25 protein-coding genes are annotated in these 25,079 nt (G+C 54.0%); 14 read left to right on the top strand and 11 right to left on the bottom strand.

All coding sequences use genetic code 11. From position 1 onward, the window contains the following. The first annotated feature begins 34 nt into the window (after positions 1 to 34). The 4 genes from hslV (at position 35) to rraA (ending at position 3,476) form a co-directional block, all read left to right on the top strand. Positions 35 to 565, top strand: a complete 531-nt coding sequence (hslV, locus tag BMW97_RS21835; RefSeq protein ID WP_008501802.1) for an ATP-dependent protease subunit HslV — start codon at positions 35 to 37, stop codon at positions 563 to 565. A 9-nt stretch (positions 566 to 574) separates the two neighbouring features. Next, positions 575 to 1,909, top strand: a complete 1,335-nt coding sequence (gene hslU, locus BMW97_RS21830; protein ID WP_023309685.1) for an HslU--HslV peptidase ATPase subunit — start codon at positions 575 to 577, stop codon at positions 1,907 to 1,909. 68 nt (positions 1,910 to 1,977) lie between these two features. Continuing rightward, positions 1,978 to 2,898, top strand: coding sequence for a 1,4-dihydroxy-2-naphthoate polyprenyltransferase (gene menA / locus BMW97_RS21825; protein ID WP_008501804.1), 921 nt, complete (start codon positions 1,978 to 1,980; stop codon positions 2,896 to 2,898). 92 nt (positions 2,899 to 2,990) lie between these two features. Next, entirely contained in the window at positions 2,991 to 3,476 is a 486-nt protein-coding gene (gene rraA / locus BMW97_RS21820) for a ribonuclease E activity regulator RraA (RefSeq protein WP_023309687.1), read from the top strand. A gap of 566 nt (positions 3,477 to 4,042) precedes the next feature. Here rraA and zapB read toward each other — a convergent pair. Next, on the bottom strand, positions 4,043 to 4,282 hold the full coding sequence (gene zapB, locus BMW97_RS21815; protein ID WP_010436935.1) for a septal ring assembly protein ZapB: 240 nt from the start codon (positions 4,280 to 4,282) through the stop codon (positions 4,043 to 4,045). Between the two features lie 410 nt (positions 4,283 to 4,692). On the opposite strand from zapB, the gene BMW97_RS21810 reads away from it, so the two are divergent. The 4 genes from BMW97_RS21810 (at position 4,693) to fpr (ending at position 9,023) form a co-directional block, all read left to right on the top strand. Further along, positions 4,693 to 5,538 (top strand): MIP/aquaporin family protein, encoded by an 846-nt coding sequence (locus BMW97_RS21810; RefSeq protein ID WP_014885705.1) that lies wholly within the window; start codon positions 4,693 to 4,695, stop codon positions 5,536 to 5,538. Between the two features lie 21 nt (positions 5,539 to 5,559). After that, positions 5,560 to 7,068 carry a glycerol kinase GlpK gene (glpK, locus tag BMW97_RS21805; RefSeq protein ID WP_014885706.1) on the top strand — a complete coding sequence of 503 codons (1,509 nt, stop codon included), beginning with the start codon at positions 5,560 to 5,562 and terminating at the stop codon, positions 7,066 to 7,068. Positions 7,069 to 7,169: 101 nt separating this feature from the next. Beyond that, complete coding sequence (glpX, locus tag BMW97_RS21800; RefSeq protein ID WP_045909119.1) at positions 7,170 to 8,180, top strand: class II fructose-bisphosphatase; 1,011 nt, start codon at positions 7,170 to 7,172, stop codon at positions 8,178 to 8,180. A gap of 96 nt (positions 8,181 to 8,276) precedes the next feature. Then, the gene (fpr, locus tag BMW97_RS21795) at positions 8,277 to 9,023 is read left to right on the top strand and encodes a ferredoxin--NADP(+) reductase (RefSeq protein ID WP_045909118.1); all 747 of its coding nucleotides are present in this window, start codon (positions 8,277 to 8,279) and stop codon (positions 9,021 to 9,023) included. Here fpr and BMW97_RS21790 read toward each other — a convergent pair whose 3' ends face one another. Then, a complete protein-coding gene (locus tag BMW97_RS21790; protein ID WP_023293600.1) occupies positions 9,024 to 9,443 on the bottom strand; it encodes a DUF805 domain-containing protein in 420 nt (139 codons plus the stop codon). 112 nt (positions 9,444 to 9,555) lie between these two features. Here BMW97_RS21790 and BMW97_RS21785 point away from each other — a divergent pair, with 112 nt between their 5' ends. Both BMW97_RS21785 and tpiA read left to right on the top strand, forming a co-directional pair. Further along, positions 9,556 to 10,152, top strand: coding sequence for a DUF1454 family protein (locus BMW97_RS21785; protein ID WP_045909117.1), 597 nt, complete (start codon positions 9,556 to 9,558; stop codon positions 10,150 to 10,152). A gap of 111 nt (positions 10,153 to 10,263) precedes the next feature. Then, positions 10,264 to 11,031 (top strand): triose-phosphate isomerase, encoded by a 768-nt coding sequence (gene tpiA, locus BMW97_RS21780; protein WP_003862019.1) that lies wholly within the window; start codon positions 10,264 to 10,266, stop codon positions 11,029 to 11,031. A gap of 82 nt (positions 11,032 to 11,113) precedes the next feature. On the opposite strand, the gene BMW97_RS21775 is transcribed toward tpiA, so the two are convergent. From BMW97_RS21775 to fieF, 5 genes are all read right to left on the bottom strand, one after another. Continuing rightward, positions 11,114 to 12,418, bottom strand: a complete 1,305-nt coding sequence (locus tag BMW97_RS21775; protein ID WP_045909116.1) for an SLC13 family permease — start codon at positions 12,416 to 12,418, stop codon at positions 11,114 to 11,116. A gap of 73 nt (positions 12,419 to 12,491) precedes the next feature. Then, positions 12,492 to 13,235 carry a CDP-diacylglycerol diphosphatase gene (locus tag BMW97_RS21770; protein ID WP_045909115.1) on the bottom strand — a complete coding sequence of 248 codons (744 nt, stop codon included), beginning with the start codon at positions 13,233 to 13,235 and terminating at the stop codon, positions 12,492 to 12,494. A 107-nt stretch (positions 13,236 to 13,342) separates the two neighbouring features. Next, complete coding sequence (locus BMW97_RS21765) at positions 13,343 to 14,332, bottom strand: sulfate ABC transporter substrate-binding protein (RefSeq protein WP_024909198.1); 990 nt, start codon at positions 14,330 to 14,332, stop codon at positions 13,343 to 13,345. A gap of 209 nt (positions 14,333 to 14,541) precedes the next feature. Continuing rightward, the gene (gene pfkA / locus BMW97_RS21760; RefSeq protein ID WP_008501816.1) at positions 14,542 to 15,504 is read right to left on the bottom strand and encodes a 6-phosphofructokinase; all 963 of its coding nucleotides are present in this window, start codon (positions 15,502 to 15,504) and stop codon (positions 14,542 to 14,544) included. A 174-nt stretch (positions 15,505 to 15,678) separates the two neighbouring features. Beyond that, a complete protein-coding gene (fieF, locus tag BMW97_RS21755) occupies positions 15,679 to 16,572 on the bottom strand; it encodes a CDF family cation-efflux transporter FieF (RefSeq protein ID WP_045909114.1) in 894 nt (297 codons plus the stop codon). 480 nt (positions 16,573 to 17,052) lie between these two features. Here fieF and BMW97_RS21750 point away from each other — a divergent pair, with 480 nt between their 5' ends. Beyond that, positions 17,053 to 18,561, top strand: a complete 1,509-nt coding sequence (locus BMW97_RS21750; protein WP_045909113.1) for a polysaccharide pyruvyl transferase family protein — start codon at positions 17,053 to 17,055, stop codon at positions 18,559 to 18,561. A 145-nt stretch (positions 18,562 to 18,706) separates the two neighbouring features. Here BMW97_RS21750 and cpxP read toward each other — a convergent pair whose 3' ends face one another. Beyond that, complete coding sequence (gene cpxP, locus BMW97_RS21745) at positions 18,707 to 19,213, bottom strand: cell-envelope stress modulator CpxP (protein WP_045909112.1); 507 nt, start codon at positions 19,211 to 19,213, stop codon at positions 18,707 to 18,709. A 150-nt stretch (positions 19,214 to 19,363) separates the two neighbouring features. Between cpxP and cpxR the strand changes: the two genes are divergently transcribed. Both cpxR and cpxA read left to right on the top strand, forming a co-directional pair. After that, positions 19,364 to 20,062, top strand: coding sequence for an envelope stress response regulator transcription factor CpxR (gene cpxR, locus BMW97_RS21740; protein ID WP_006179159.1), 699 nt, complete (start codon positions 19,364 to 19,366; stop codon positions 20,060 to 20,062). Continuing rightward, on the top strand, positions 20,059 to 21,432 hold the full coding sequence (gene cpxA, locus BMW97_RS21735; protein ID WP_014885717.1) for an envelope stress sensor histidine kinase CpxA: 1,374 nt from the start codon (positions 20,059 to 20,061) through the stop codon (positions 21,430 to 21,432). Before cpxR ends, cpxA begins: the two co-directional genes overlap by 4 nt. A gap of 53 nt (positions 21,433 to 21,485) precedes the next feature. Here the strand turns inward: cpxA and yiiM are convergent, their stop codons facing one another. Further along, positions 21,486 to 22,160 carry a 6-hydroxyaminopurine reductase gene (gene yiiM, locus BMW97_RS21730; RefSeq protein ID WP_045909111.1) on the bottom strand — a complete coding sequence of 225 codons (675 nt, stop codon included), beginning with the start codon at positions 22,158 to 22,160 and terminating at the stop codon, positions 21,486 to 21,488. A gap of 71 nt (positions 22,161 to 22,231) precedes the next feature. Beyond that, positions 22,232 to 22,852, bottom strand: coding sequence for a superoxide dismutase [Mn] (sodA, locus tag BMW97_RS21725; RefSeq protein WP_003861999.1), 621 nt, complete (start codon positions 22,850 to 22,852; stop codon positions 22,232 to 22,234). 288 nt (positions 22,853 to 23,140) lie between these two features. Here sodA and rhaT point away from each other — a divergent pair, with 288 nt between their 5' ends. Continuing rightward, a complete protein-coding gene (rhaT, locus tag BMW97_RS21720; protein WP_045909110.1) occupies positions 23,141 to 24,175 on the top strand; it encodes an L-rhamnose/proton symporter RhaT in 1,035 nt (344 codons plus the stop codon). Here the strand turns inward: rhaT and rhaR are convergent, their stop codons facing one another. Next, positions 24,176 to 25,024 carry an HTH-type transcriptional activator RhaR gene (gene rhaR / locus BMW97_RS21715; protein WP_045909109.1) on the bottom strand — a complete coding sequence of 283 codons (849 nt, stop codon included), beginning with the start codon at positions 25,022 to 25,024 and terminating at the stop codon, positions 24,176 to 24,178. Positions 25,025 to 25,079 lie beyond the last annotated feature (55 nt).

The raw sequence follows: 25,079 nt of genomic DNA, 5'->3' as shown, positions 1-25,079 counted from the left end.
CTGTTTCCCGATTCTGTAACCAGGGGGTCTGCTCGTGACAACAATAGTAAGTGTACGCCGTAACGGCCATGTGGTAATCGCCGGTGATGGCCAGGCCACGCTGGGTAATACCGTCATGAAAGGCAACGTGAAGAAAGTGCGTCGTCTCTACAACGACAAAGTGATCGCCGGCTTTGCAGGCGGCACGGCGGATGCCTTCACGCTGTTTGAACTGTTTGAACGTAAACTGGAAATGCACCAGGGTCATCTGGTGAAAGCCGCCGTTGAGCTGGCGAAAGACTGGCGTACCGACCGCATGCTGCGCAAGCTCGAAGCGCTGCTGGCGGTCGCCGATGAGACCGCATCGCTTATCATCACCGGTAACGGTGACGTGATTCAGCCGGAAAATGACCTGATTGCCATCGGCTCTGGCGGCCCTTATGCCCAGGCTGCTGCCCGCGCGCTGTTGGAAAATACCGACATGAACGCGCGTGATATCGCGGTGAAGGCGTTGGATATTGCAGGTGATATCTGCATCTATACCAACCACAACCACACCATCGAAGAATTGACCTCCAAAGCGTAAGGATCTCCCATGTCTGAAATGACCCCACGCGAAATTGTCAGCGAACTGAACAAACACATTATCGGCCAGGATAACGCCAAGCGCTCCGTGGCTATCGCCCTGCGTAACCGCTGGCGTCGTATGCAGCTTGACGAAGAGCTGCGCCACGAAGTTACGCCGAAAAACATTCTGATGATCGGCCCGACCGGCGTCGGTAAAACCGAAATCGCCCGTCGTCTGGCGAAGCTGGCTAACGCGCCGTTCATCAAAGTCGAAGCCACCAAGTTCACCGAAGTGGGCTATGTGGGTAAAGAAGTGGACTCCATCATCCGCGATCTGACCGACTCGGCGATCAAAATGGTGCGCGTCCAGGCGATTGAGAAAAACCGCTATCGCGCGGAAGAGATGGCCGAAGAGCGCATTCTCGACGTGCTGATCCCGCCGGCAAAAAACAACTGGGGTCAGGCTGAACAGCAGGCGGAACCGTCTGCTGCACGTCAGGCGTTCCGCAAAAAACTGCGTGAAGGCCAGCTGGATGACAAAGAGATTGAGATCGATCTCGCTGCCGCGCCAATGGGTGTGGAAATCATGGCGCCTCCGGGCATGGAAGAGATGACCAGCCAGCTGCAGTCCATGTTCCAGAACCTGGGCGGTCAGAAGCAAAAAGCGCGTAAGCTGAAAATCAAAGACGCGATGAAGCTGCTGATTGAAGAAGAAGCGGCGAAGCTGGTGAACCCGGAAGAGCTGAAGCAGGACGCTATCGACGCGGTTGAGCAGCACGGTATCGTGTTTATCGACGAAATCGACAAAATTTGTAAGCGCGGCGGCAACAGCTCCGGCCCGGACGTGTCCCGCGAAGGCGTTCAGCGCGACCTGCTGCCGCTGGTTGAAGGCTGCACCGTCTCCACCAAGCACGGTATGGTGAAAACGGACCACATCCTGTTTATCGCATCAGGTGCCTTCCAGGTTGCCAGCCCGTCGGATCTGATCCCGGAACTGCAGGGCCGTCTGCCTATCCGCGTTGAGCTGCAGGCGCTGACCACCGAAGATTTCGAGCGTATCCTGACCGAGCCAAACGCCTCTGCGACCGTACAGTACAAAGCGCTGATGGCGACCGAAGGCGTGAACCTCGAGTTCACCGAAGACGGTATCAAACGTATTGCCCAGGCTGCATGGCAGGTGAACGAAACCACCGAAAACATCGGTGCGCGCCGTCTGCATACCGTGCTGGAACGCCTGGTGGAAGATATCTCTTACGACGCGAGCGACCTGAACGGTCAAACCGTTACCATTGACGCAGAATATGTGAGTAAACATCTGGATGCGTTAGTGGCAGATGAAGATCTGAGCCGTTTTATCCTATAATCGCGGTTACTGGATTCTCATCACGTTTAATGGGGGCTAATGCCCCCATTTTTATTGGCTAAATACTTATGACTGACATCAGCCGTACGCAGGCGTGGCTCGAAAGTCTGCGCCCTAAAACACTCCCTCTGGCCTTCGCCGCGATTATCGTCGGTACGGCGCTTGCCTGGTGGCAGGGTTATTTCGATCCGCTGGTCGCCGCGCTGGCATTGATTACCGCCGGCCTGCTGCAAATCCTCTCCAACCTCGCCAACGACTACGGCGACGCGGTGAAAGGCAGCGACAAACCTGACCGTATCGGGCCGCTGCGTGGAATGCAAAAAGGGGTGATTACCCAGGCGCAGATGAAGCGCGCGTTAATCATCACCGTGGTGCTGATCTGTTTATCGGGTCTGGCGCTGGTGACGGTGGCGTCTAAGACTCCCAGCGATTTCATTGGTTTTCTGGTGCTGGGCTTATTGGCCATTATCGCGGCCATCACCTACACCGTCGGCACGCGACCTTACGGTTATATTGGGCTCGGTGATATCTCAGTACTGGTGTTCTTCGGCTGGCTGAGCGTCATGGGAAGCTGGTACTTACAGGCGCATACGGTGATCCCTGCCCTGTTCCTGCCTGCGACCGCCTGCGGTCTGCTGGCGACAGCGGTGCTCAACATCAACAACCTGCGCGACATCGACAGCGATCGCGAGAACGGTAAAAACACCCTGGCGGTCCGTCTGGGGCCAGTGAATGCGCGTCGTTACCATGCCTGCCTGCTGATGGGGGCCCTGGTCTGCCTGGCGTTGTTTAACCTGATTTCCCTGCACAGTCTGTGGGGCTGGCTGTTTGTGCTTGCCGCGCCGCTGCTGATTAAGCAGGCCCGTTTTGTGATGCGTGAACGTAGCCCGGCCGCCATGCCGCCGATGCTGGAGCGAACCGTAAAAGGCGCACTGCTGACTAACCTGTTGTTCGTCATCGGGATTGTCTTAAGCCAGACGCTCAGTTAGCTGACAAATATCAATTAACAATTGATGATTTTGCCAACAACGCATTTCGCACGATATACTGAACACATTCGCAGCAACTGAGCGTTAAACCTATGAAATACGATACCTCCGAGCTTTGTGACATCTACCAGGAAGATGTCAACGTCGTTGAACCGCTGTTCTCCAACTTTGGTGGGCGGTCGTCGTTTGGCGGACAGATCGTCACGGTGAAATGTTTCGAGGATAACGGGTTGTTGTACGATCTGCTCGAACAGAACGGCCGCGGCCGCGTACTGGTGGTCGATGGCGGCGGTTCCGTGCGGCGCGCATTGATTGATGCTGAGCTGGCCGGTATTGCCGTGCAGAACGAGTGGGAAGGCCTTGTGGTGTACGGTTCCGTGCGTCAGGTGGACGATCTGGAAGACCTCGATATCGGGATTCAGGCCATCGCGGCCATACCGGTAGGGGCGGCGGGTGACGGTATCGGCGAAAGCGACGTGCGCGTCAATTTCGGCGGCGTGACCTTCTTCTCCGGCGACCATCTCTACGCCGATAATACCGGCATTATCCTTTCCGAAGATCCGCTGGATATCGAGTAATAAAACCGTAAGCGTGGACCATAAAAAAACCGCCAACAGCAATGTGGCGGTTTTTTTGTCCCTCGGGATTCGCGGTCCGTTGGGAAGGTTTGCAACCTTTAACCAGGATTTTTATCTTACCCTGGTTCAAATCTCAGGTAACCCCATCGACCCTTTATAAATTCCTAATTAACTATTAAAACCTTAACTACGCTGCTGCTGCTCATTATGATGCATCGTCCCTTTCCGCCATCTCGCACATGGGCATCGGTCCAGGGAAAGGTGTATTCACAACCGTAAAGCAACCTTTAACCGGGCTTGTGTCCACCGACTTATCACCGGTGGTGAACGGTGGAGCGGTTAGCAGCAGGGACCGCATAATGAAACGCTATTTATGTATCGCGTTCATTGTCGCCAGCGTACTCGTTGTAAAGAGTGATGAACCGAATGTGTTCGTTGCTTTTGCTATGACAGCGCAGGACAAGTAGCGTTAAGGCCGCCTCTGGCGGCCTTTTTTATAACTGGCATAAAAAAAGCCGGGTAGCGGCATCGCCTTACCCGGCCTGTTCAGTTCATCCCAATGGGAATCAGACTTCTTCCATACGTCCCAGCAGCGCCTGCAGGCGATCCTGCCAGCCGTTCTGCTGTTCGCGCAGCTGGTTGTTTTCGCGCTCCAGTTCTTCGCGGCCGTGCTGCGCGTTCTGTACTTCCTGCGCCAGGCTGTTGTTCTTCTCTTTCAGCTCTTCAATTTCCATCTGCAGCAGGGTGATGGTGTCAATCGCCTGCTGTACTTTCGATTCCAGTTTCTCAAACACTTCTAAAGACATGATGCTACCTCTCCTGAATTGCAAGGCGACGCTTTAACATAAACGCGCACGACATATACCGTCGATTGTATGGAGCGCGGCGCTCTGTGTCCAGCGACACACCGCGCAGATCGCGGTTTGCAACACTTTTAGGTCTGGTCCTGGTGCGTTCGCGTCATATCCCCCTAAATTGTTAACTCATTCGTTAATGAAATGATTCAGCTCTCATTCCTGTACCGATCCTGTACTGCTGTAAAAATGTGCTTTATGGCGCGAAAACGCTCATTTTATTGACACAGACCACACATTTTGATTTCGATATTTCTCGTTTTTGCTCGTTAACGATAAATTAACACTATGTCTACAGGGCATCGTGGCTGTCACGGGCGGCCATGCTAACAATAAACATCAATTTCTTCAGGATTCCGATTATGAGTCAGACATCAACCTTAAAAGGCCAGTGCATTGCCGAGTTCCTTGGTACCGGGTTGTTGATATTCTTCGGAGTGGGCTGTGTCGCTGCACTGAAAGTGGCGGGTGCCAGTTTTGGTCAGTGGGAAATCAGTATCATCTGGGGTCTGGGCGTGGCGATGGCCATCTACCTGACTGCAGGGGTTTCTGGTGCACATCTTAACCCGGCGGTGACTATCGCACTGTGGCTGTTCGCGTGCTTCGACGGACGCAAAGTTGTTCCTTTCATTCTTTCTCAGTTTGCCGGCGCGTTTTGCGCAGCGGCGTTAGTTTACGGGCTTTATTACAATCTTTTCATCGACTTCGAACAGACGCATCATATGGTGCGCGGCAGCGTCGAAAGTCTGGATCTGGCAGGCATCTTCTCAACCTATCCAAACCCGCATATCAATTTTGTGCAGGCGTTCGCAGTTGAAATGGTGATTACCGCTATTCTGATGGGCGTTATCCTGGCGCTGACCGACGACGGAAACGGCATTCCGCGCGGCCCGCTGGCCCCACTGCTGATTGGCCTGCTGATCGCGGTGATTGGCGCTTCCATGGGCCCGCTGACCGGCTTCGCGATGAACCCGGCACGTGATATCGGACCTAAAGCGTTCGCCTTTATCGCAGGCTGGGGCGACGTCGCCTTCACCGGCGGCAAAGACATTCCTTACTTCCTGGTACCGCTGTTTGCGCCAGTTGTCGGGGCTGCGTTGGGTGCGTTTAGCTACCGCAAATTAATTGGTCGCCATTTACCGTGCGACACCTGTGTGGAAGAGGAGAAGGAAACGACTTCTACCGCACAACAAAAAGCTTCGCTGTAATCTGACTACGGGACACATACCATGACCGAAAAAAAATATATCGTTGCGCTCGACCAGGGCACTACCAGCTCCCGCGCTGTCGTAATGGATCATGACGCGAACATCGTCAGCGTGTCACAGCGCGAATTTGAGCAAATTTACCCTCGTCCAGGCTGGGTCGAACACGACCCAATGGAGATCTGGGCGTCACAAAGCTCCACGCTGGTCGAAGTGCTGGCGAAAGCCGATATCAGTTCCGACGAGATTGCCGCGATTGGTATCACTAACCAGCGTGAAACGACGATTGTCTGGGAACGTGAAACCGGTAAGCCTATTTACAACGCCATCGTCTGGCAGTGCCGCCGTACCTCTGAGATTTGCGAACAGCTGAAGCGCGACGGCATGGAAGAGTACGTGCGCAGCGCCACCGGCCTGGTGGTTGACCCGTATTTCTCCGGCACCAAAGTGAAATGGATCCTCGACCATGTGGAAGGTTCACGTGAGCGTGCAAAGCGCGGCGAGCTGCTGTTTGGTACCGTTGACACCTGGCTTATCTGGAAGATGACCCAGGGACGCGTTCACGTCACCGACTACACCAACGCCTCGCGTACCATGCTGTTCAACATCAACACCCTGGAGTGGGATGACAAGATGCTGGACGCGCTGGATATCCCACGCGCGATGCTGCCTGAAGTGCGCAAGTCTTCTGAGGTATATGGCCAGACCAACATCGGCGGTAAAGGCGGCACCCGTATTCCTATCGCCGGTATCGCCGGTGACCAGCAGGCGGCGCTGTTCGGCCAGCTGTGCGTCAAGGAAGGGATGGCGAAGAACACCTACGGCACCGGCTGCTTTATGCTGATGAACACCGGCGAGAAAGCGGTGAAATCAGAAAACGGTCTGCTGACCACCATCGCCTGCGGCCCGCGCGGTGAAGTGAACTATGCCCTGGAAGGTGCGGTGTTCATGGCCGGCGCGTCTATCCAGTGGCTGCGTGACGAGATGAAGCTGATCAGCGATGCGTTCGACTCCGAGTACTTCGCGACCAAAGTGAAAGACACCAACGGCGTGTACGTGGTGCCTGCGTTCACCGGTCTGGGCGCACCGTACTGGGACCCGTATGCACGCGGCGCGATTTTCGGTCTGACGCGTGGCGTGAATTCTAACCATATCATTCGCGCCACCCTGGAATCCATCGCCTACCAGACGCGCGACGTGCTGGAAGCGATGCAGGCGGACTCCGGTATTCGTCTGCACGCCCTGCGCGTGGACGGCGGTGCGGTCGCGAATAACTTCCTGATGCAGTTCCAGTCCGACATTCTGGGCACCCGCGTTGAGCGTCCTGAAGTGCGTGAAGTGACGGCGCTGGGCGCGGCGTACCTTGCCGGTCTGGCGGTAGGCTTCTGGCAGAACCTGGACGAGCTGCAGGAAAAAGCGGTGATCGAACGCGAATTCCGCCCGGGCATCGAAACCACCGAGCGTAACTTCCGCTACAGCGGCTGGAAGAAAGCGGTCAAACGCGCCCTGGCGTGGGAAGAGCACGACGAGTAAGACAAACGTATCCCTCTCCCCTTTGGGGAGAGGGGACTTAAAACCCCCCTCCCACTCTGTGATAAACTTCGTGCAATTCCTTTTGATTGCACGAGTACCTCATGAAACGTGAACTTGCTATCGAGTTTTCCCGCGTCACCGAAGCGGCCGCCCTTGCAGGCTATAAATGGCTGGGTCGTGGTGACAAAAATACCGCCGACGGCGCAGCCGTCCATGCCATGCGCATTGTGCTTAACCAGGTCAACATCGACGGCACTATCGTGATCGGCGAAGGCGAGATCGACGAAGCGCCAATGCTCTATATCGGTGAAAAAGTCGGTACCGGCAAAGGTGATGCTGTGGATATCGCCGTCGACCCGATCGAAGGTACGCGCATGACGGCAATGGGTCAGGCCAACGCCCTCGCGGTGCTGGCCGTAGGCGATAAGGGCTGCTTCCTTAACGCGCCGGATATGTACATGGAAAAGCTGATTGTCGGTCCTGGCGCAAAAGGCGCAATCGACCTCAGCCTGCCGCTGGACGAGAACCTGCGCAACGTCGCCAGCGCCCTGGGCAAACCCCTTAGCGAACTTACCGTGACGATTCTGGCAAAACCGCGCCACGACGCCACCATCGCGCAGATGCAAAAGCTCGGCGTGCGCGTGTTTGCCATTCCGGATGGTGACGTTGCCGCCTCGATCCTGACCTGCATGCCGGACAGCGAAGTGGACGTACTGTACGGCATCGGCGGCGCACCGGAAGGCGTAGTCTCTGCGGCAGTGATCCGCGCGCTGGACGGCGATATGCAGGCTCGTCTGCTGCCCCGCCACGAGGTGAAAGGCGACAGCGAGGAGAACCGCCGTATCGGGGAAAACGAGCTGGCACGCTGCGAAGCGATGGGTATCGAGGCCAACAAAGTGCTGGCACTACATGATATGGCCCGTAGCGATAACGTGGTCTTCTCGGCGACCGGTATCACCAAAGGCGATCTACTGGACGGCATCACCCGCAAGGGCAATATGGCGACCACCGAAACGCTGCTGATCCGCGGCAAATCGCGCACCATTCGCCGCATCCAGTCTATCCACTATCTCGACCGCAAAGACCCGGACGTACAGACGCACATTCTGTAAAACCGTTTGATCGATAGAGCTTTCCGGCCCAAATGGGCTGGAAATCTCCCCGTTAAGTACGGAAGATAGAACAGAGAAACAGCACAGGAGAAGATCATGGCGGACTGGGTAACAGGTAAAGTCACAAAGGTACAGTTCTGGACCGATGCGCTATTTAGTCTCACCGTGCATGCTCCCGTACATCCGTTTAAAGCCGGGCAATTTGCGAAGCTGGGGCTGGATGTCGACGGCGAGCGCGTGCAGCGCGCCTACTCTTACGTTAACGCGCCTGATAACCCGGATCTCGAGTTCTACCTGGTCACCGTTCCTGACGGTAAACTCAGCCCGCGCCTTGCCGCCCTTAAGCCCGGCGACGAGGTGCAGATCGTGAGTGAAGCAGCAGGCTTCTTTGTGCTCGAAGAGATCCCGGATTGTGACACGCTCTGGATGCTGGCAACCGGCACGGCCATCGGTCCTTATCTCTCTATTTTGCAGTACGGCAAAGACCTCGAGCGCTTTAAAAACATCGTGCTGGTGCACGCCGCGCGCTACGCTGCAGATCTGAGCTACCTGCCGCAGATGCAGGCGCTGGAACAACAGTACGGCGGAAAGTTAAAGATTCAGACGGTGGTCAGCCGTGAAACCGTAGCAGGAACGCTGACCGGCCGCGTGCCGGCGCTTATTGAGAGTGGTGCCCTGGAAGAGGCGGTGGGTTTGCCGCTGAACGCTGAAACCAGCCACGTCATGCTATGTGGCAACCCGCAGATGGTACGGGACACGCAGCAGCTTCTGAAGGATACCCGGCAGATGACGAAACATCTTCGCCGCCGGCCAGGCCATATGACCGCCGAACACTACTGGTGATCAGCGGTATTTCACCTCAACGGTATCTTTACCGTATTTGTTTTCGCTCTGGGTGCCGATAAACGCACCCAGATCGACAATCATCATCACGAAGATGACCGACGGCAGCAGCCTGCCCACAACCCACGGCAGGATGGACGGCAGCATCGCCCAGTTTCCCGCCACCAGCATCCACGCCAGAATAATCAGAAATGCCCACGCGCCGGAACGACCGCGATCGTGCAGGCGTTTCACGACGACAGCCGCCGTTGGCCAGAGCAGGCAGACCAGCGCGAAGGCCGCCGTTTGCGTGCTTAGCCATGCGTTATAGGCAACGAAAAACAGAAGCAGCATGGCGACAACCCACGTCACCATCCAGATCCAGAAATCACGGCGTCCAATACGCCCTTTGAATGAAAACAGCCACTGCTGTATGGTCATGTAAGGTTCCTTATTATCATATCGCGCGCATTTTACCCTGGAGTTGTGACCTTTTGACAAGCCGACCAGATATCGTTTTAATCATGAGCACTTACGGCCAGGGGCAATGTTGATGAAAAGTTCGACACATTCTCTTTTCCTGTGTTTAGCGCTGCTCAGCGCGGGCTTTACCCTGCACGCCGCCGAAACCACAGCCCCGACCACCGCACCGTATCTGCTGGCGGGCGCACCGTCGTTCGATCAGTCCATCAGCCAGTTTCGTGAAGCCTTCAATCAGGCCAACCCCACGCTGCCGCTGGATGAGTTTCGTGCCATTGATGGCCCCCGCGACACGCCTACTCTGACCCGTGCGGCAAGCAAGATTAACGAGAATTTGTATGCCTCCACGGCGCTCGAACGCGGGACGTTAAAAATCAAAAGCATGCAAATCACCTGGCTGCCAATACAGGGGCCAGAGCAGAAAGCCGCGAAGGCAAAAGCGCTGGAGTATATGAGCGCGGTCCTGCAGGCGTTTACCCCTGCGCTGACGAAAAAGCAAAGCCAGCAAAAGCTGCAAAAACTCCTCACCGCCGGTAAAAACAAGCGTTACTACGCCGATACCGAAGGCGCGATCCGCTATGTTGTGGCGGACAACGGCGAAAAAGGACTGACCTTCGCTGTTGAACCGATTAAGCTGGCATTATCTGACACCCTTGGCGGGGCGAATTAATGACAAAAAGCAAAGCCTTTCGAGGGAAAATCTCTATACTGATTCACAGACCATGCTGCCCGACAGGGTGGCCATATTCCTTAATTCGCTTATTGAGCGTGGAGAATTGAAATGCGACATCCTTTAGTGATGGGTAACTGGAAACTGAACGGCAGCCGCCACATGGTAAACGAACTGGTTGCGAACCTGCGTAAAGAGCTGGCTGGCGTGACGGGCTGCGCGGTTGCTATCGCTCCGCCGGATATGTATCTGGATCTGGCTAAACGTGCCGCTGACGGCAGCCACATCATTCTGGGCGCGCAGAACGTTGACGTTAACCTGTCTGGCGCGTTCACCGGTGAAACCTCCGCTGAAATGCTGAAAGATATCGGCGCGAAATACATCATCATCGGCCACTCCGAGCGTCGCACCTACCACAAAGAATCCGACGAGTTCATCGCGAAGAAATTCGCCGTGCTGAAAGAGCAGGGTCTGATCCCGGTTCTGTGCATCGGTGAAACTGAAGCAGAAAACGAAGCGGGCAAAACCGAAGAAGTGTGCGCACGTCAGATCGACGCAGTGCTGAAAACCCAGGGCGCGGCAGCGTTCGAAGGCGCGGTAATCGCTTACGAGCCAGTCTGGGCGATCGGTACCGGCAAATCAGCAACCCCTGCGCAGGCTCAGGCGGTTCACAAATTCATCCGTGACCACATTGCGAAAGCTGACGCCAAAGTGGCTGAGCAAGTGATCATCCAGTACGGCGGTTCCGTTAACGCGTCTAACGCTGCTGAGCTGTTCACCCAGCCAGACATCGATGGCGCGCTGGTTGGCGGTGCATCCCTGAAAGCGGACGCTTTCGCGGTGATCGTTAAAGCGGCAGAAGCGGCTAAACAGGCGTAATTGCCTTTGTGGCGGGTGGCGCTTGCGCTAACCCGTCCTACAGTTCTGTAGGCTCGGTAAGCGTCAGCGCCACCGGGCTTTTTTACAGCCGTCCCAGCAGGCTAAACCACAGATAATCCAGCGGCAGCAGCACCAGATACGTCGCTATCGCCAGCGCCAGACAGAGCACCATCCCCGCCCTGGCAGGCACCTTTCCTAGCCCCATCGCCACCACGATCGGCGACGCCTGATACGGCAGCAGCGGCGTGGAATAGCCGAGCACCTGAATCATGATCACCGACAGCAGCGGGAAGCCGGTCGCATCCGAGAAGCTTTGCGCCAGGGTGGTATACAGCGCAGGAACGCCGTTGGCGGTCATAATGAAGTTGAGTGCGGTGGTGATCCCGGTCAACGCCAGGAAACTGGTGAACGGTCTATCTGCATCCAGCGGCATAATGCGGAGCAACGCCTCGCCCACCGCCGTTCCGATACCGGTTTGCGTCACGACGATCGCTAGCCCCAAAATACCAGCAACGTAGATACAGGTACGCATATTCACCCCCGCAGAAAACTCCTCCCCGGTGATAAAACCGATACGCGGTAGCATAACGATGATCGACGCCGCCAGCCCCGTCCAGGCGGGCCCCACGCCGTGCCAGCTCTCCGTCACCCACATCCCCAGCACCACCGCCAGCAGCCAGGCGAGACGCTTTTCGTCCCGCCCCATAGGCTCAGACGGCGCCTGTTCCTTCGGCGGTTTTGGGCTGCCGGGAAAAAGCCAGCAGATCAGGCCAATCAGAATCAGGCCTTTGAGAATGCCCAGCACCGGCGTGTGCAGCAGCAGATACGGGACATAGTTCAGATGGATGCCGTACGAGCCTTCCGCCGCACCGCTCATCACCAGGTTAGGCACATTAGCGGGCAGAATCGTCGCCGAAAGCTGGAACGTCCCGAACCCTACCGCCAGCGCCAGACCAAACCAGGCGCGGGAGCCGTCGGCGATACCGGCGCGTTTCGCCATCGCCGCGACAATCGGCATCAGCAGCGCAATACGTCCCATGTTCGACGGCATCACAAACGCCAGCGCATAGCTCAGCAGCACCACGCTCGCTACCATTAATACCCAGGAGTCGGTGAGCTTTGCCGACAACGCCCGGGCGGCCCGGTCTGCCAGACCGGTTTTACGGATCGCCACGCCGAGCACGAATCCGCTGAAGACCAGCCAGAAGGCCGACGAAGCAAAACCGCCGAAAATCACCTCCGGCGGGGCAATCTTCGCGGTCATTGCCGCCGTAAAGAACAGCAGTGCGGTGATGAATTCCGGCAACAGCGACGTCGCCCAAAGCACGATAGTGACGCCAACGATCAGTGAAGGCAGCAGCAGAGGATACGTTGACCAGAGCGACATACCTGTCTCCTGTAGAATTTTTCAGCAAGTCTACGGCGACAGGCAGGGCGAGTAAACGCTATTTATGGTGGGGTCAATTTAGAATAGCGCATTGATGATCCTGCAGTTCCTCAGCGGACGCGCGGTTAAGCATCAGCAGGTTACGTTCGGTTGCCAGCAACACAAACGAACCATCGGACTGCTGCGCCATCGCCAGGGCAAAGCGCCCCATATGGTCGCGCGCTTCCGGAAGCTCTTCAGCCAGCATTATGAACGGGCTGCGCTGCACCAGCTCATTCTCCGTCACCCGACGAGCAAGATACTCATGCCCTTCCAGCCCGCCGGGAAGCGGCAGCCACTGGGTGCTGATTTCTCCCTGCGCGGCGTTGAGTTTCTCGCGCACGTCCGGGCGCAGACAGGAGATATGAATATGAAAATGGTTCTGCGTGCGCCCTGTCGGCGAGTTAATCGTCAGCGAAATGGCGCTATCGGGCACCTCGGATCCGCGCTTCAGGGTCATAAAGCTGCGCGACTGCCAGGCCAGCCAGAAAAAGTTCGGCGTGTGCGCTTCGGTCAATAGCGGGCTCTCGGTGCCGTTGATGCGATATGTCGGCATCAGCAGATATTGCAGCGGCCCGTTGCGGTCTTTAAAGACCACATAGCCTGCATCCGTTTTCACCTGCGCACACGGTGCCGGGTTACGATTCTGGATCTGATTCGGCACGCACTGGTCGAGAACGATATGTCGCAACGCATTCGGATTACCCGCTTTCATCCAGTACACGCCGCCAGCGACAAGGGCGATGACAATGAGGATCAATAAGATAATTTTTTTCACAACGCGTTCCCTGTTTTCAATAGAGGCAAAAGAGTAACGCAAAATGATGACCAAATAAAAAACCCGGCGGATTTCTCACGCCGGGTTACCGTGTCATTGGCTAATGGTTAGCGCTGGCTGATCTGATCGAACGTGCCGCCGTTAGAGAAGTGCTCTTTCTGCGCTTTCGTCCAGCCACCGAACTCATCATCAATGGTGAAGAGTTTCAGTTTAGGGAAGACGCTTTCGTATTTCTTCGCCACCGCCGGATCGCGTGGACGATAGAAGTTTTTCGCCGCAATTTCCTGGCCTTCTGGCGAGTAGAGATACTTCAGGTAGGCTTCTGCCACCGCTTTGGTGTCTTTCTTCTCAACCACTTTATCGACAACAGAGACGGTCGGCTCAGCCAGAATCGATTCGCTTGGGGTCACGATCTCGAACTTGTCTTTACCCAGCTCGTTAGTGGCCAGCAGGGCTTCGTTTTCCCATGCGATCAGCACGTCGCCAATCCCGCGCTCGACGAAGGTGTTGGTGGCGCCACGCGCGCCGGAGTCCAGCACCTCAACGTTTTTATACAGCGCTTTCACGAATTCCTGCGCTTTGGCCTGGTCGCCATTGTTGTGGTGCAGCGCGTAGCCCCACGCACCCAGGTAGTTCCAGCGAGCGCCGCCAGAGCTTTTCGGGTTAGGGGTGATGACGGACACGCCTGGCTTAATCAGGTCATTCCAGTCATGGATCTGTTTCGGGTTGCCTTTACGGACCAGGAAAACGATGGTTGAGGTGTATGGCGCGGAGTTATCCGGCAGGCGTTTGATCCAGTTTTTGTCGATACGGCCACGCTCGGCGATCGCGTCAACATCGTAGGCCAGCGCCAGGGTCACCACGTCAGCTTCGATGCCGTTAATAACGGAGGTCGCCTGCTTGCCAGAACCACCGTGAGACTGGCGAACCACGACATTGTCGCCGGTTTCCTGTTTCCAGTGTGCCGCAAACGCTTTGTTGTATTGCTCGTACAGTTCACGCGTCGGGTCGTATGACACGTTCAGTAACTGGATGTCCTTAGCCAGAACGCTGGTCGATGCCAGCAATAATGTTAAACCCACGCCCCATTTATTCATCGCCCAGCTCTCTTGTGTAGTGTTTTGATGAATGCAGCGTGCCAGAAAGCGAATCGAGGATTAAAGAATAAAAAAAGATTGGCTATAACGTAGTGGAATAAAAAAGCGTGCACGCATAAAAAAGCCGGGTGGCGGCTACGCCTTACCCGGCCTACGAGTCGTGCTTTTGTAGGCCCGGTAAGCGCAGCGCCACCGGGCAACAGAGCCAATCAGTACAGTTTTTTCGCGCAGTCCAGCCAGTCACCTTTGAACGGACGCTTCATGTTTTCAATCGCGTCGATGATGTCATGGTGAACCAGTTTTTCGTTCTGAATACCGACGCAGCGGCCGCCGTGGCCCTGCAGCAGCAGTTCGATTGCGTACGCGCCCATACGGGACGCCAGAATACGGTCGTACGGGCCAGGGGAACCGCCACGCTGGATGTGCCCCAGTACGGTGGCACGGGTTTCACGTTTGGTTTCGGTTTCGATGTACTTCGCCAGCTCGTCTACGTCACAGATGTGCTCGGTGATAGCCACGATCGCGTGTTTCTTGCCTTTCGCGATGCCCGCTTTGATTTCAGCCACCAGATCTTCACGGCTGAATTCCACTTCCGGAACCACGACAAACTCACAACCACCCGCAATCGCCGCAGCCAGGGTCAGGTCACCGCAATAACGCCCCATCACTTCAACGATTGAGATACGCTGGTGAGAAGAAGATGTGTCACGCAGGCGGTCAATCGCTTCCACAACGGTTCCCAGCGCGGTGAAGTAACCGATGGTGTAGTCGGTGCCTTTGATATCGTTGTCGATAGTGCCTGGCAGACCGATGCACGGGAAGCCCATTTCAGTGAGACGTTTTGCACCCATGTACGAGCCGTCACCACCGATAACCACCAGGGCGTCCAGGCCACGTTTTTTCATGTTCTCGATAGCCACTTCACGAACGTGTTCATCACGGAATTCCGGGAAGCGTGCAGACCCAAGGAAGGTACCGCCACGGTTGATCATGTCAGACACGCTGTAACGGTCGAGCTGAACCATACGGTCTTCATACAGACCCAGGTAACCATCATAGATACCAAAAACTTCCAGACCTTCCGTCAGCGCCGCGCGAACAACCCCACGAATTGCCGCGTTCATGCCCGGCGCATCACCGCCGCTTGTCAACACACCGATTTTCTTAATCATGACTACCTCTGAACTTAGGAATGCAAAATTGAAATCTGTTGCCGGAAGAAACTTATCGACCAACGAATACTGCAAATAGTATATCAATCCCTTCCAGCTGAATTGATTCAGGTCAGACCAAATGGCGGTAATTTATACACAAAATGCTGGCCTGGCTCACTTTTTTACAACGAATTACGAAAGCCCAACATGTCCGGGTACAACCGAGCAGGGATCCTGGTGAATGATGACGTCTGAACCAGGAAAACGCTGCAAAATCGCCTGCTCAACCTGCTCAGCAATCACGTGAGCCTGAACCAGTGGCAGGTTGTCTTCCATTTCAATATGAATCTGAATAAAGCGGGTCGGCCCTGACTGCCGCGTTCGAAGATCGTGCGCACCGCTGACGCCGGGCCAAGCGGTCACGATAGAAAAAATTTCATTGCGTTCTGAATCCGGGAGGGCGCGGTCAAGCAGTGATTGCACCGCTTCATACCCCATCCGCAGGGCGCTATATAAAATATAGATACCAATCCCTAACGCAAACAACGCATCGGCCCGATGCCAGCCATACCAGGCCAGACCGAGCGCAATAAGAATAGCCCCATTCATCATAACATCAGATTGATAATGAAGCATATCCGCCCGTACAGCCTGACTTTGCGTTTTGCGAACGACCCAGCGCTGGAACGTTACCAGAACAAGTGTGCATATAAGCGCGACAATCGTCACAACGACGCCGACGCCGGGATCGTTCATCGGTGTCGGCGAGACGAGATGCTGAATGCCGGTGAGAAACAGGAACAGCGCAGAACCGGATATAAACATGCTCTGCGCCAGCGCGGCCAGCGACTCCGCTTTGCCGTGCCCAAACGTGTGCTCTTCATCCGCTGGCTGCAGCGAGTAACGCACCACCAGCAGGTTGGTCAGCGAGGCGGCAATATCGACCAGCGAGTCCACCAGCGCCGCCAGAATACTGACCGAACCGGTATACCACCACGCAAAAACCTTAATGACCAGCAAACACGACGCCATGATCGTCGCGGCCATGGCGGCCCGGTTTACCAGTCTTCCATAGGATTGATTCATAAACGCTCCTGTCATGTCATGCCGCTAGTATAACGGAAGCATGGGGAGTCGAAGGATGAATAAACGGTTAACAAATCAGAATATGGTGCAGAGCCCCCCTTATGTGGGAAAAGACAGGAACAGAGAAGAAAGAAAAACAATAACCACTTGTATCAAAAGAATTTTATTTCACCAACCCGTTACATCCAGACTACACATCCGGTTTGATTGTTACGTTGATATGCACCATCGACGACACTGTCACTGCGACTTAGAAAATACTGAATGGATAAGTTGTTTCCGTATCCAATCGCTCAACAGATGCTATTGCATTGTGTCAAACAATAAAAACCTACCACTACTCTGAAAAACCACCACACCATCTAACTCATTGTTCTTTATTAGATTTATAGGATAAGTTAATATTGTTTAATTTCAGCGATATAGTACACTTGATGCTATACATGTTGTACTGGAAAAATTTATCTTAAGAGAATATATATGTCTAATGAACCACTAAAAATTGCGTTTACTGGCGTTTATGATATCGCAAATTATGGAGATCATTTATTTCCGATTATTTTCGATAAAATCATGAAAATGAAAGGTCTGAATATCAAGCTTTATCTTTTCTCACCGGTGGGGGGAACACAAAGCCTCTCATTAAATGAGATTGTCTACCCATTAAATGAGATGGAATCATTGCATCTAAAACATAATTTCGATGCAATTATCGTTGGTGGTGGTGGAATATTCCACTATGCAAGCGGGCAACAAAAAATAAAAAGAGACTCGGACGAGTTCGTAGACTACCCGGTGTTTGAAACATGGGTTATTCCTTCGATAGTTGCATACAAACACAACATAAAACTAATCTGGAATCTACTTGGCGGCTACCATGATTTCTCACCATTTTATCAGAAACTTACTCAGGCCTTATGCGACCCAATTGACTATATATCAGTCCGGGACAACTATACTAAAAAAATCCTGACAGATAGTGGCATAGAGGATACATTAATTAACGTATTTCCTGATTCTGCATTTATGATGACAGAATGTATTCCTCATGAACTTATTGAAAAATCGTTAAAAAATTTAAGAAACAGCGATAAAGAATACATTGTTTATCACGCGAATAGATTCCTACCTAAAAGTGCAATCCCTGATGTTGTAAAGTCATTAGACTATTTTTACAATTTAGGCTTTGAAATCATACTATTACCACTGGCGTATACTCATGATGATGAAAGCATTCTTAGAGAGATAAATCAAAATGCAGATTCCCGATATACTCTTTATGAAAAAGAACTCAATATGTACGAAATTATGAGCATGCTGGCAGGTTGCCACGCTTATATTGGTGTGAGTTTCCATGGCGCAATTACCGCAGCCTGTCATGGGAAAAAAGTTGTGGCCTTTGATTATATGCTGAACGGGAAAACTAAAGATCTCTTCAAGATGTTAGATCTTCAGGATTATTACGTAACTGATTCTAATTCCCTATACGAGCGTACAGTACAATGTCACAAAAACATGTCTCCAGTTATTTTAGATGATAAAATAGCATCTCTGCATCAGCACTTTGACACTATTATTGAATTACTCGTATCAACTAAAACGAGAGAAAAAGGAAGTGATAATTTCCTTATTAACTTTTCTAATACCATATCCAATATAAACAAATCTTTCAGTGCATTACAATCCGAGTTCAGTCAACTGGATAATCTCAGTAGAGACACCCACATAAAGTATGTAGAGCTACAGGATAAACACGCCGAATTATATAAGTTGAATATTGAACTGAAGGATAATATAAATACCTTTAGTAGCGCCAACAATGAATTGCAGGATACATTCAACGCCCTTCAACTGCAAAACAAAGAATTATTTAAACAAAAAACCGATGCTGAAAAATGGATTGATGAAATGAAAAAATCAAGGACCTATAATTTTATTAAAACCATTAATAACATAAAATTAAAAATCAAAGATGTACTCATAAAATAATACAGGGACATGAAAACTCCCTGGTAATAGCAACGAGGAACGCTCAATACCATTTTCTCATGATGTGAAGAATCAACAGGCAAAAAAAACCCCCACATCATGTGGGGGAAGACAGGGATGGTGTCTATGGCAAGGAAAACAGGGTTTACTGGTTACTACGGGTACTGCTATTGCTACTGAAAAACGTCGTTTCTGAGCTTCGCTGCATCCGTGCAACCTCACGCAGCTGATCCATACGCTGCTGATGTCTGGTGTTCAAAACCGCTTGCTGCTCCGGCGTTAGCAGGTGGAACATCTGGTTGCGGACCTTCGCCATTTCAACCTGGCGAGCAACCTGTTCCTGTGCCATTTTTTCGGCCTGAGCGCGCACAGCGCTTTCGTCAAAATTTTCTGCGGTGACAAGGCGATGCATTGTCTCCATTTCGCTAACATTAACAGGGGGCTGGTCGTGTCTCGCCCTCTGCATCAGATCTCGCATCTGTTGACGCTGATGTTCGGTTAAACTTATGCCGTCAAACATATGGCTTTGGCTACTGTGCTGCGTTGTGTCCTCTTGTGAGGAACCGTTATCGCTGATGATAGCTACAGCAGCCTGGCTAAACGCACTGAACGCCAGCGTTGAGGCCATGACGGCAGCGGTAACTTTGCGCATCACTTGCTCCCAAAATCTTTCGTGTCGCGATTCAACGAGAGACAGTCTACGATTCAGGCTGCAAACATGCGTCAGGGGGTGTAAAACAACGTAAAGTCATGGATTAGACAGCCTTGATGTCGTAATTTCTGCCTCGGAGGTATTTAAACAATGAATAAAATCCTGTTAGTTGATGATGACCGAGAGCTCACATCCCTTTTAAAGGAGTTGCTCGACATGGAAGGTTTCAACGTCCTGGTTGCCCATGATGGCGAGCAGGCGCTGAGTCTCCTTGACGACAGCATCGATTTACTTTTGCTCGACGTGATGATGCCGAAGAAAAACGGTATTGATACGTTGAAAGAGCTTCGCCAGACACACCAGACTCCCGTTATCATGCTGACCGCTCGCGGCAGCGAACTCGATCGCGTACTCGGTCTTGAGCTGGGCGCGGATGACTATTTACCGAAGCCGTTTAACGACCGCGAACTGGTCGCCCGTATTCGCGCGATCCTGCGTCGTTCCCACTGGAGCGAGCAGCAGCAGAATACCGACAACAGCTCGCCTACCCTTGAAGTCGACTCCCTGAGCCTGAACCCGGGCCGTCAGGAAGCGAGCTTTGATGGCCAGACGCTGGAACTGACCGGCACGGAGTTCACCCTGCTGTATCTGCTGGCGCAGCACCTCGGCCAGGTGGTTTCGCGTGAACATTTAAGCCAGGAAGTGCTGGGCAAACGTCTGACCCCGTTTGACCGCGCCATCGACATGCACATCTCTAACCTGCGCCGTAAGCTGCCGGAGCGTAAAGACGGTCATCCATGGTTTAAAACCCTGCGTGGTCGCGGTTATCTGATGGTTTCCGCTTCATGATAGGAAGCTTAACCGCCCGCATCTTCGCCATCTTCTGGCTGACGCTGGCACTGGTTTTAATGCTCGTACTGATGTTGCCAAAACTCGACTCACGCCAGATGACGGAGCTTCTCGACAGCGAGCAACGTCAGGGCGTGATGATCGAGCAGCACGTGGAAGCCGAGCTGGCAAACGATCCGCCAAACGATTTAATGTGGTGGCGCAGGCTGTTTCGCGCTATCGACAAGTGGGCGCCGCCCGGACAACGCCTGCTGCTGGTGACCAGCGAAGGCCGCGTGATTGGCGCCGATCGCAATGAAATGCAGATCATCCGCAACTTCATTGGCCAGGCAGATAACGCCGATCACCCCCAGAAGAAAAAATATGGCCGCGTAGAAATGGTGGGGCCGTTCTCCGTCAGAGATGGCGAGGATAACTATCAGCTCTACCTGATTCGCCCCGCGAGCAGCTCCCAGTCCGACTTTATCAACCTGCTGTTTGACCGCCCTCTCCTGCTGCTGATTGTTACTATGCTGGTCAGCTCGCCGCTGCTGTTATGGCTGGCGTGGAGCCTGGCAAAACCGGCCCGTAAGCTGAAAAATGCGGCTGACGAAGTGGCCCAGGGTAACCTGCGACAACATCCTGAACTGGAAGCCGGACCGCAGGAGTTCCTTGCCGCCGGGACCAGTTTTAACCAGATGGTGAGCGCTCTCGATCGCATGATGACGGCACAACAGCGTCTGCTGTCGGATATCTCGCACGAACTGCGCACCCCGCTTACGCGCTTACAGCTTGGCACCGCGCTGCTGCGCCGCCGCAGCGGGGAGAGCAAAGAGCTGGAGCGTATCGAAACCGAAGCGCATCGTCTGGACAGCATGATCAACGATCTGCTGGTCATGTCGCGCAATCAGCAGAAAAACGCGCTGGTGAGCGAAACGGTGAAAGCCAATCATCTGTGGCATGAAGTGCTGGATAACGCGGCGTTCGAAGCGGAGCAGATGGGCAAATCCTTCACCGTCAACTTCCCGCCGGGTCCATGGCCGCTGTACGGTAACCCCAACACGCTGGAAAGCGCGCTGGAGAATATCGTGCGTAACGCCCTGCGCTACTCGCACACGAAGATTGAGGTGGCGTTCTCGGTGGATAAAGACGGGATCACCGTCATTGTCGACGACGACGGTCCTGGCGTCAGCCCGGAAGACCGCGAGCAGATTTTCCGTCCGTTCTACCGTACCGACGAAGCGCGCGACCGGGAATCGGGCGGTACGGGACTCGGTCTGGCGATTGTGGAAACCGCCATGCAGCAGCACCGCGGCTGGGTGAAAGCCGACGACAGCCCGCTGGGTGGGCTGCGGTTAACGCTGTGGCTACCGTTGTATAAGCGTTCGTAGCTGTTAGTGCCGGGTGGCGGCTTCGCCTTACCCGGCCTACGCTTTACGGAGGACTATTTACCCCACAACCTCCGCGAATTATCCTCGATCTTGCTGCTTAAACGCCGCTTCTGCATCGTTCTTGTCCAGCTGGTCGATAACCCCGCCGCCGACAGCAGGCGATGATACTGCTCGTCATCAAACGGCATATGCCAGGCAATGGCGCAGGCGTCGTAAACAGACACTTCACTCAGGCGTGATGCCAGCTCAAGCGGCGCATCCGCTGACACCTGCCCAGCCAGCACCACACGGTACAGCCAGCCGGTTTTACCCGCGCTTTGCATCTGAGCCGACATGTCATGAATACCGAAATGGAAGTTGAGCTTGAAGCACGGCGAGCGCGGCTGCGTCACCTGAATCAGGGCATCGCCCCAGCGGTAGATATCACCTATAAACACGTTCTTTTCGGTGAGCCCTTCGGTGGAGAGATTCTCGCCAAACGCGGGGGCGACGAAGAGGTCCGCCTGCTCGGGGAACTCGGTTTTCCAGTGCTGATAGTGCTCGCGCGGGTAGTGGCACAGTGCGCGCTCGGGCCCGCCGTGGATTTTCTTTTCGGCCTGCTCGTCACCCGCAAGCCCAAGGTCGGTTAACGTCAGCTCACCGTCGACCTGAATTTTGGCGATGGCGCTCGGGCGGCTGCCGTCGTACTCCCTTACCTTGCCTGTAAATACATTCACCGGGTAATGCATCGCTGCCTCCATTACGCAGATACAAAAAAAGCGAGCCATCAGACTCGCTTCTCACAGGCGTCAATGCAACCTTATTTTTTAGCGGCGAAACGCGCTGCTGCTTCGTCCCAGTTCACCACGTCCCAGAACGCTTTGATGTAGTCCGGGCGACGGTTCTGGAATTTCAGGTAGTAAGCGTGTTCCCACACGTCCAGACCCAGAATTGGGAAGCCGGATGCGCCAGAGATCGCTTCACCCATCAGCGGGGAGTCCTGGTTCGCGGTAGAAACCACCGCCAGTTTGTCACCTTTCAGAACCAGCCACGCCCAGCCGGAGCCGAAGCGGGTTGCAGCGGCTTTTTCGAATTCTGCTTTGAAGTTGTCAACAGAACCGAAGTCGCGCTCGATAGCCGCTTTCAGGTCGCCCTGCAGGGTGGTACCAGTTTTCAGGCCTTTCCAGAACAGGCTGTGGTTTGCGTGACCGCCCGCGTTGTTACGCAGCACGGTTTTCTTGTCCGCTGGCAGCTGGTCCAGCTTGGTGATCAGCTCTTCAACAGGCAGGTTAGCGAACTCTGGCAGGCTTTCCAGCGCGGCGTTCGCGTTGTTCACATAGGTCTGGTGGTGTTTAGTGTGATGGATTTCCATCGTCTGCTTGTCGAAATGCGGTTCCAGTGCGTCGTAGGCATACGGCAGGGATGGCAGTGTATAACTCATAATCCTCTCCATTATTGTCGGGCGGCACAGCTGTTAATGCCGCGTAAGCAGTTGGTTCATTATAGTTAATTAAATGATATTGAAAATGATTATCAATGCCGTAGTTTTTATAAGGTTATTCAGTTTTCGATTAATAGCGGAAATGTGAGTCTGCTCACGCGGTTAACGTGCTGATTGCCATCCAGAACACCTGTGCGGCAACCTTCTGAAGGTTCCCGAGCTGCCTAATTTTTACACTCCTCAAGTCGAAGAGAAGCCACTGACGATAAAAACGATGAGGGTGTAAAAATGAATCATGCGATTACGATGGGTATCTTCTGGCATTTGATAGGCGCTGCCAGTGCAGCCTGTTTCTATGCTCCGTTTAAAAAGGTGAGAGGCTGGTCATGGGAAACCATGTGGTCCGTTGGCGGGGTCGTGTCCTGGCTGATTTTGCCCTGGACCATTAGCGCCATGCTGCTGCCCGATTTCTGGGGCTACTTCTCCTCCTTCAGCGCCTCCACCCTGCTGCCGGTGTTCCTGTTCGGCGCGATGTGGGGCGTCGGTAACATCAACTATGGCCTCACCATGCGCTATCTCGGCATGTCGATGGGCATTGGTATCGCGATTGGTATTACGCTGATCGTCGGAACCCTGATGACGCCAGTTCTCAACGGCAACGTCGAGGTGCTTATTAATACTCAGGGTGGGCGGATGACGCTCCTGGGCGTGCTGGTGGCGGTCGTTGGCGTAGGAATTGTGACTCGCGCGGGGCAACTGAAAGAGCGCAAGATGGGCATTAAAGCCGAAGATTTTAACCTGAAGAAAGGTCTGCTGCTGGCGGTGATGTGCGGCATCTTCTCGGCCGGTATGTCGTTCGCGATGAATGCTGCCAGGCCTATGCATGAAGCCGCCGCCGCGCTGGGCGTCGATCCGCTGTATGTTGCGCTGCCAAGCTATGTCGTGATTATGGGTGGCGGCGCGATGGTTAACCTGGGCTTCTGCTTCATTCGTCTCGCAAAAGTGAAAAACCTGTCGGTAAAAACCGACTTCTCGCTGGCAACATCGCTTATCATCACCAACGTGTTACTCTCCGTGCTCGGCGGCCTGATGTGGTATTTACAGTTTTTCTTCTACGCCTGGGGCCATGCCAGCATTCCGGTGCAATACGACTACGTCAGCTGGATGCTGCACATGAGTTTCTACGTACTGTGTGGCGGGCTGGTCGGTCTGGTGCTGAAAGAGTGGAAGAACGCCGGACATCGTCCGGTTGGCGTACTGAGCCTCGGCTGCGTGGTGATCATTATCGCTGCCAATATCGTTGGGCTCGGCATGGCAAACTGATCACGACCCCTTTCGACTGCGATGACGCCACTGTACCGGCGTCATCCCCACCTCACGATTAAACACCACTGAAAAGTAGTTACTGTCTTCAAAGCCGCAGCACATCGCCACATCACTGACCATCCACTCCGTATGCTGCAGGAGATATTGTGCATGGCAGATGCGTAGCTGGCGCAGATAGTGGTTGACCGTCATCCCGGTCAGGGTGCGGAACTGCTGGCGCAACGCGCGCTCGCTGCACTGCTCCTGCTCGCAGAATTTCTCCAGTATAAAGTTTTTATTCAGGCTGCCCGCAAGCGTGGTGATGAGCTTATCCAGCAGCGCTTCCTGCGTCGTGGCAGAGGGGTTATCAGTGGCGTAACGATGGCGCTTTAACGTCACCACCAGCTGGGCGAAAAGCAACTCCGCTAGCTGGTTAGAAACGGGGTCGTTCTTCTGGCTCTCCTGCTCCAGTTGAGAAATAACCTGCCGTACCTGAGCCATGCCGTTACTGCTTAAGCGCCAGTGCGGAGAACCCTTAGCATCAAGAAAACCCGGGATGCTTGCGGCCCAGTCTACGTTAAGCCTGAGCCTGTCCGGACAGTAAATAACGTTCTGCAGGACCAGGTCATTAACCGAGGCGTAGGAATGCTTATCCTCCGCGCGAATGTAGAACAGATCTCCGCGCGTGATGCGGTAGGGACGGTCGTTGAGGATGTGCAGGCCGTTACCGCGCCATACCAGCACCAGCTCGCAAAACTCGTGGGTATGTTCGGCAAAGACATCTTGCGGGTAGCGGTCGGCCACCGTCACGGCCTGGCTCGCGGAGGCATAAAAATCATCTTTGCGAAGGATTAACTGAGCAGCCACACCACGACCTCTACGCCGAATAACCTGACACTATTAGCTTTTTTGCGGAAATAAA

Origin of the sequence: Enterobacter sp. NFIX58 (assembly GCF_900110475.1) — a bacterium.
GTDB classification, from domain to species: Bacteria; Pseudomonadota; Gammaproteobacteria; order Enterobacterales; family Enterobacteriaceae; genus Enterobacter; species Enterobacter quasiroggenkampii.
This window is presented reverse-complemented; position numbering and strand designations above follow the sequence as displayed.

What these genes read in the sequence shown, in the direction of transcription:
- hslU (WP_023309685.1), top strand. Translation starts at nt 575, where the DNA reads ATGTCTGAAATGACCCCACGCGAAATTGTCAGCGAACTGAACAAACAC.
- menA (WP_008501804.1), top strand. Translation starts at nt 1,978, where the DNA reads ATGACTGACATCAGCCGTACGCAGGCGTGGCTCGAAAGTCTGCGCCCT.
- rraA (WP_023309687.1), top strand. Translation starts at nt 2,991, where the DNA reads ATGAAATACGATACCTCCGAGCTTTGTGACATCTACCAGGAAGATGTC.
- zapB (WP_010436935.1), bottom strand. Translation starts at nt 4,282, where the DNA reads ATGTCTTTAGAAGTGTTTGAGAAACTGGAATCGAAAGTACAGCAGGCG.
- BMW97_RS21810 (WP_014885705.1), top strand. Translation starts at nt 4,693, where the DNA reads ATGAGTCAGACATCAACCTTAAAAGGCCAGTGCATTGCCGAGTTCCTT.
- glpK (WP_014885706.1), top strand. Translation starts at nt 5,560, where the DNA reads ATGACCGAAAAAAAATATATCGTTGCGCTCGACCAGGGCACTACCAGC.
- glpX (WP_045909119.1), top strand. Translation starts at nt 7,170, where the DNA reads ATGAAACGTGAACTTGCTATCGAGTTTTCCCGCGTCACCGAAGCGGCC.
- fpr (WP_045909118.1), top strand. Translation starts at nt 8,277, where the DNA reads ATGGCGGACTGGGTAACAGGTAAAGTCACAAAGGTACAGTTCTGGACC.
- BMW97_RS21790 (WP_023293600.1), bottom strand. Translation starts at nt 9,443, where the DNA reads ATGACCATACAGCAGTGGCTGTTTTCATTCAAAGGGCGTATTGGACGC.
- BMW97_RS21785 (WP_045909117.1), top strand. Translation starts at nt 9,556, where the DNA reads ATGAAAAGTTCGACACATTCTCTTTTCCTGTGTTTAGCGCTGCTCAGC.
- tpiA (WP_003862019.1), top strand. Translation starts at nt 10,264, where the DNA reads ATGCGACATCCTTTAGTGATGGGTAACTGGAAACTGAACGGCAGCCGC.
- BMW97_RS21775 (WP_045909116.1), bottom strand. Translation starts at nt 12,418, where the DNA reads ATGTCGCTCTGGTCAACGTATCCTCTGCTGCTGCCTTCACTGATCGTT.
- BMW97_RS21765 (WP_024909198.1), bottom strand. Translation starts at nt 14,332, where the DNA reads ATGAATAAATGGGGCGTGGGTTTAACATTATTGCTGGCATCGACCAGC.
- pfkA (WP_008501816.1), bottom strand. Translation starts at nt 15,504, where the DNA reads ATGATTAAGAAAATCGGTGTGTTGACAAGCGGCGGTGATGCGCCGGGC.
- fieF (WP_045909114.1), bottom strand. Translation starts at nt 16,572, where the DNA reads ATGAATCAATCCTATGGAAGACTGGTAAACCGGGCCGCCATGGCCGCG.
- BMW97_RS21750 (WP_045909113.1), top strand. Translation starts at nt 17,053, where the DNA reads ATGTCTAATGAACCACTAAAAATTGCGTTTACTGGCGTTTATGATATC.
- cpxP (WP_045909112.1), bottom strand. Translation starts at nt 19,213, where the DNA reads ATGCGCAAAGTTACCGCTGCCGTCATGGCCTCAACGCTGGCGTTCAGT.
- cpxR (WP_006179159.1), top strand. Translation starts at nt 19,364, where the DNA reads ATGAATAAAATCCTGTTAGTTGATGATGACCGAGAGCTCACATCCCTT.
- cpxA (WP_014885717.1), top strand. Translation starts at nt 20,059, where the DNA reads ATGATAGGAAGCTTAACCGCCCGCATCTTCGCCATCTTCTGGCTGACG.
- yiiM (WP_045909111.1), bottom strand. Translation starts at nt 22,160, where the DNA reads ATGCATTACCCGGTGAATGTATTTACAGGCAAGGTAAGGGAGTACGAC.
- sodA (WP_003861999.1), bottom strand. Translation starts at nt 22,852, where the DNA reads ATGAGTTATACACTGCCATCCCTGCCGTATGCCTACGACGCACTGGAA.
- rhaT (WP_045909110.1), top strand. Translation starts at nt 23,141, where the DNA reads ATGAATCATGCGATTACGATGGGTATCTTCTGGCATTTGATAGGCGCT.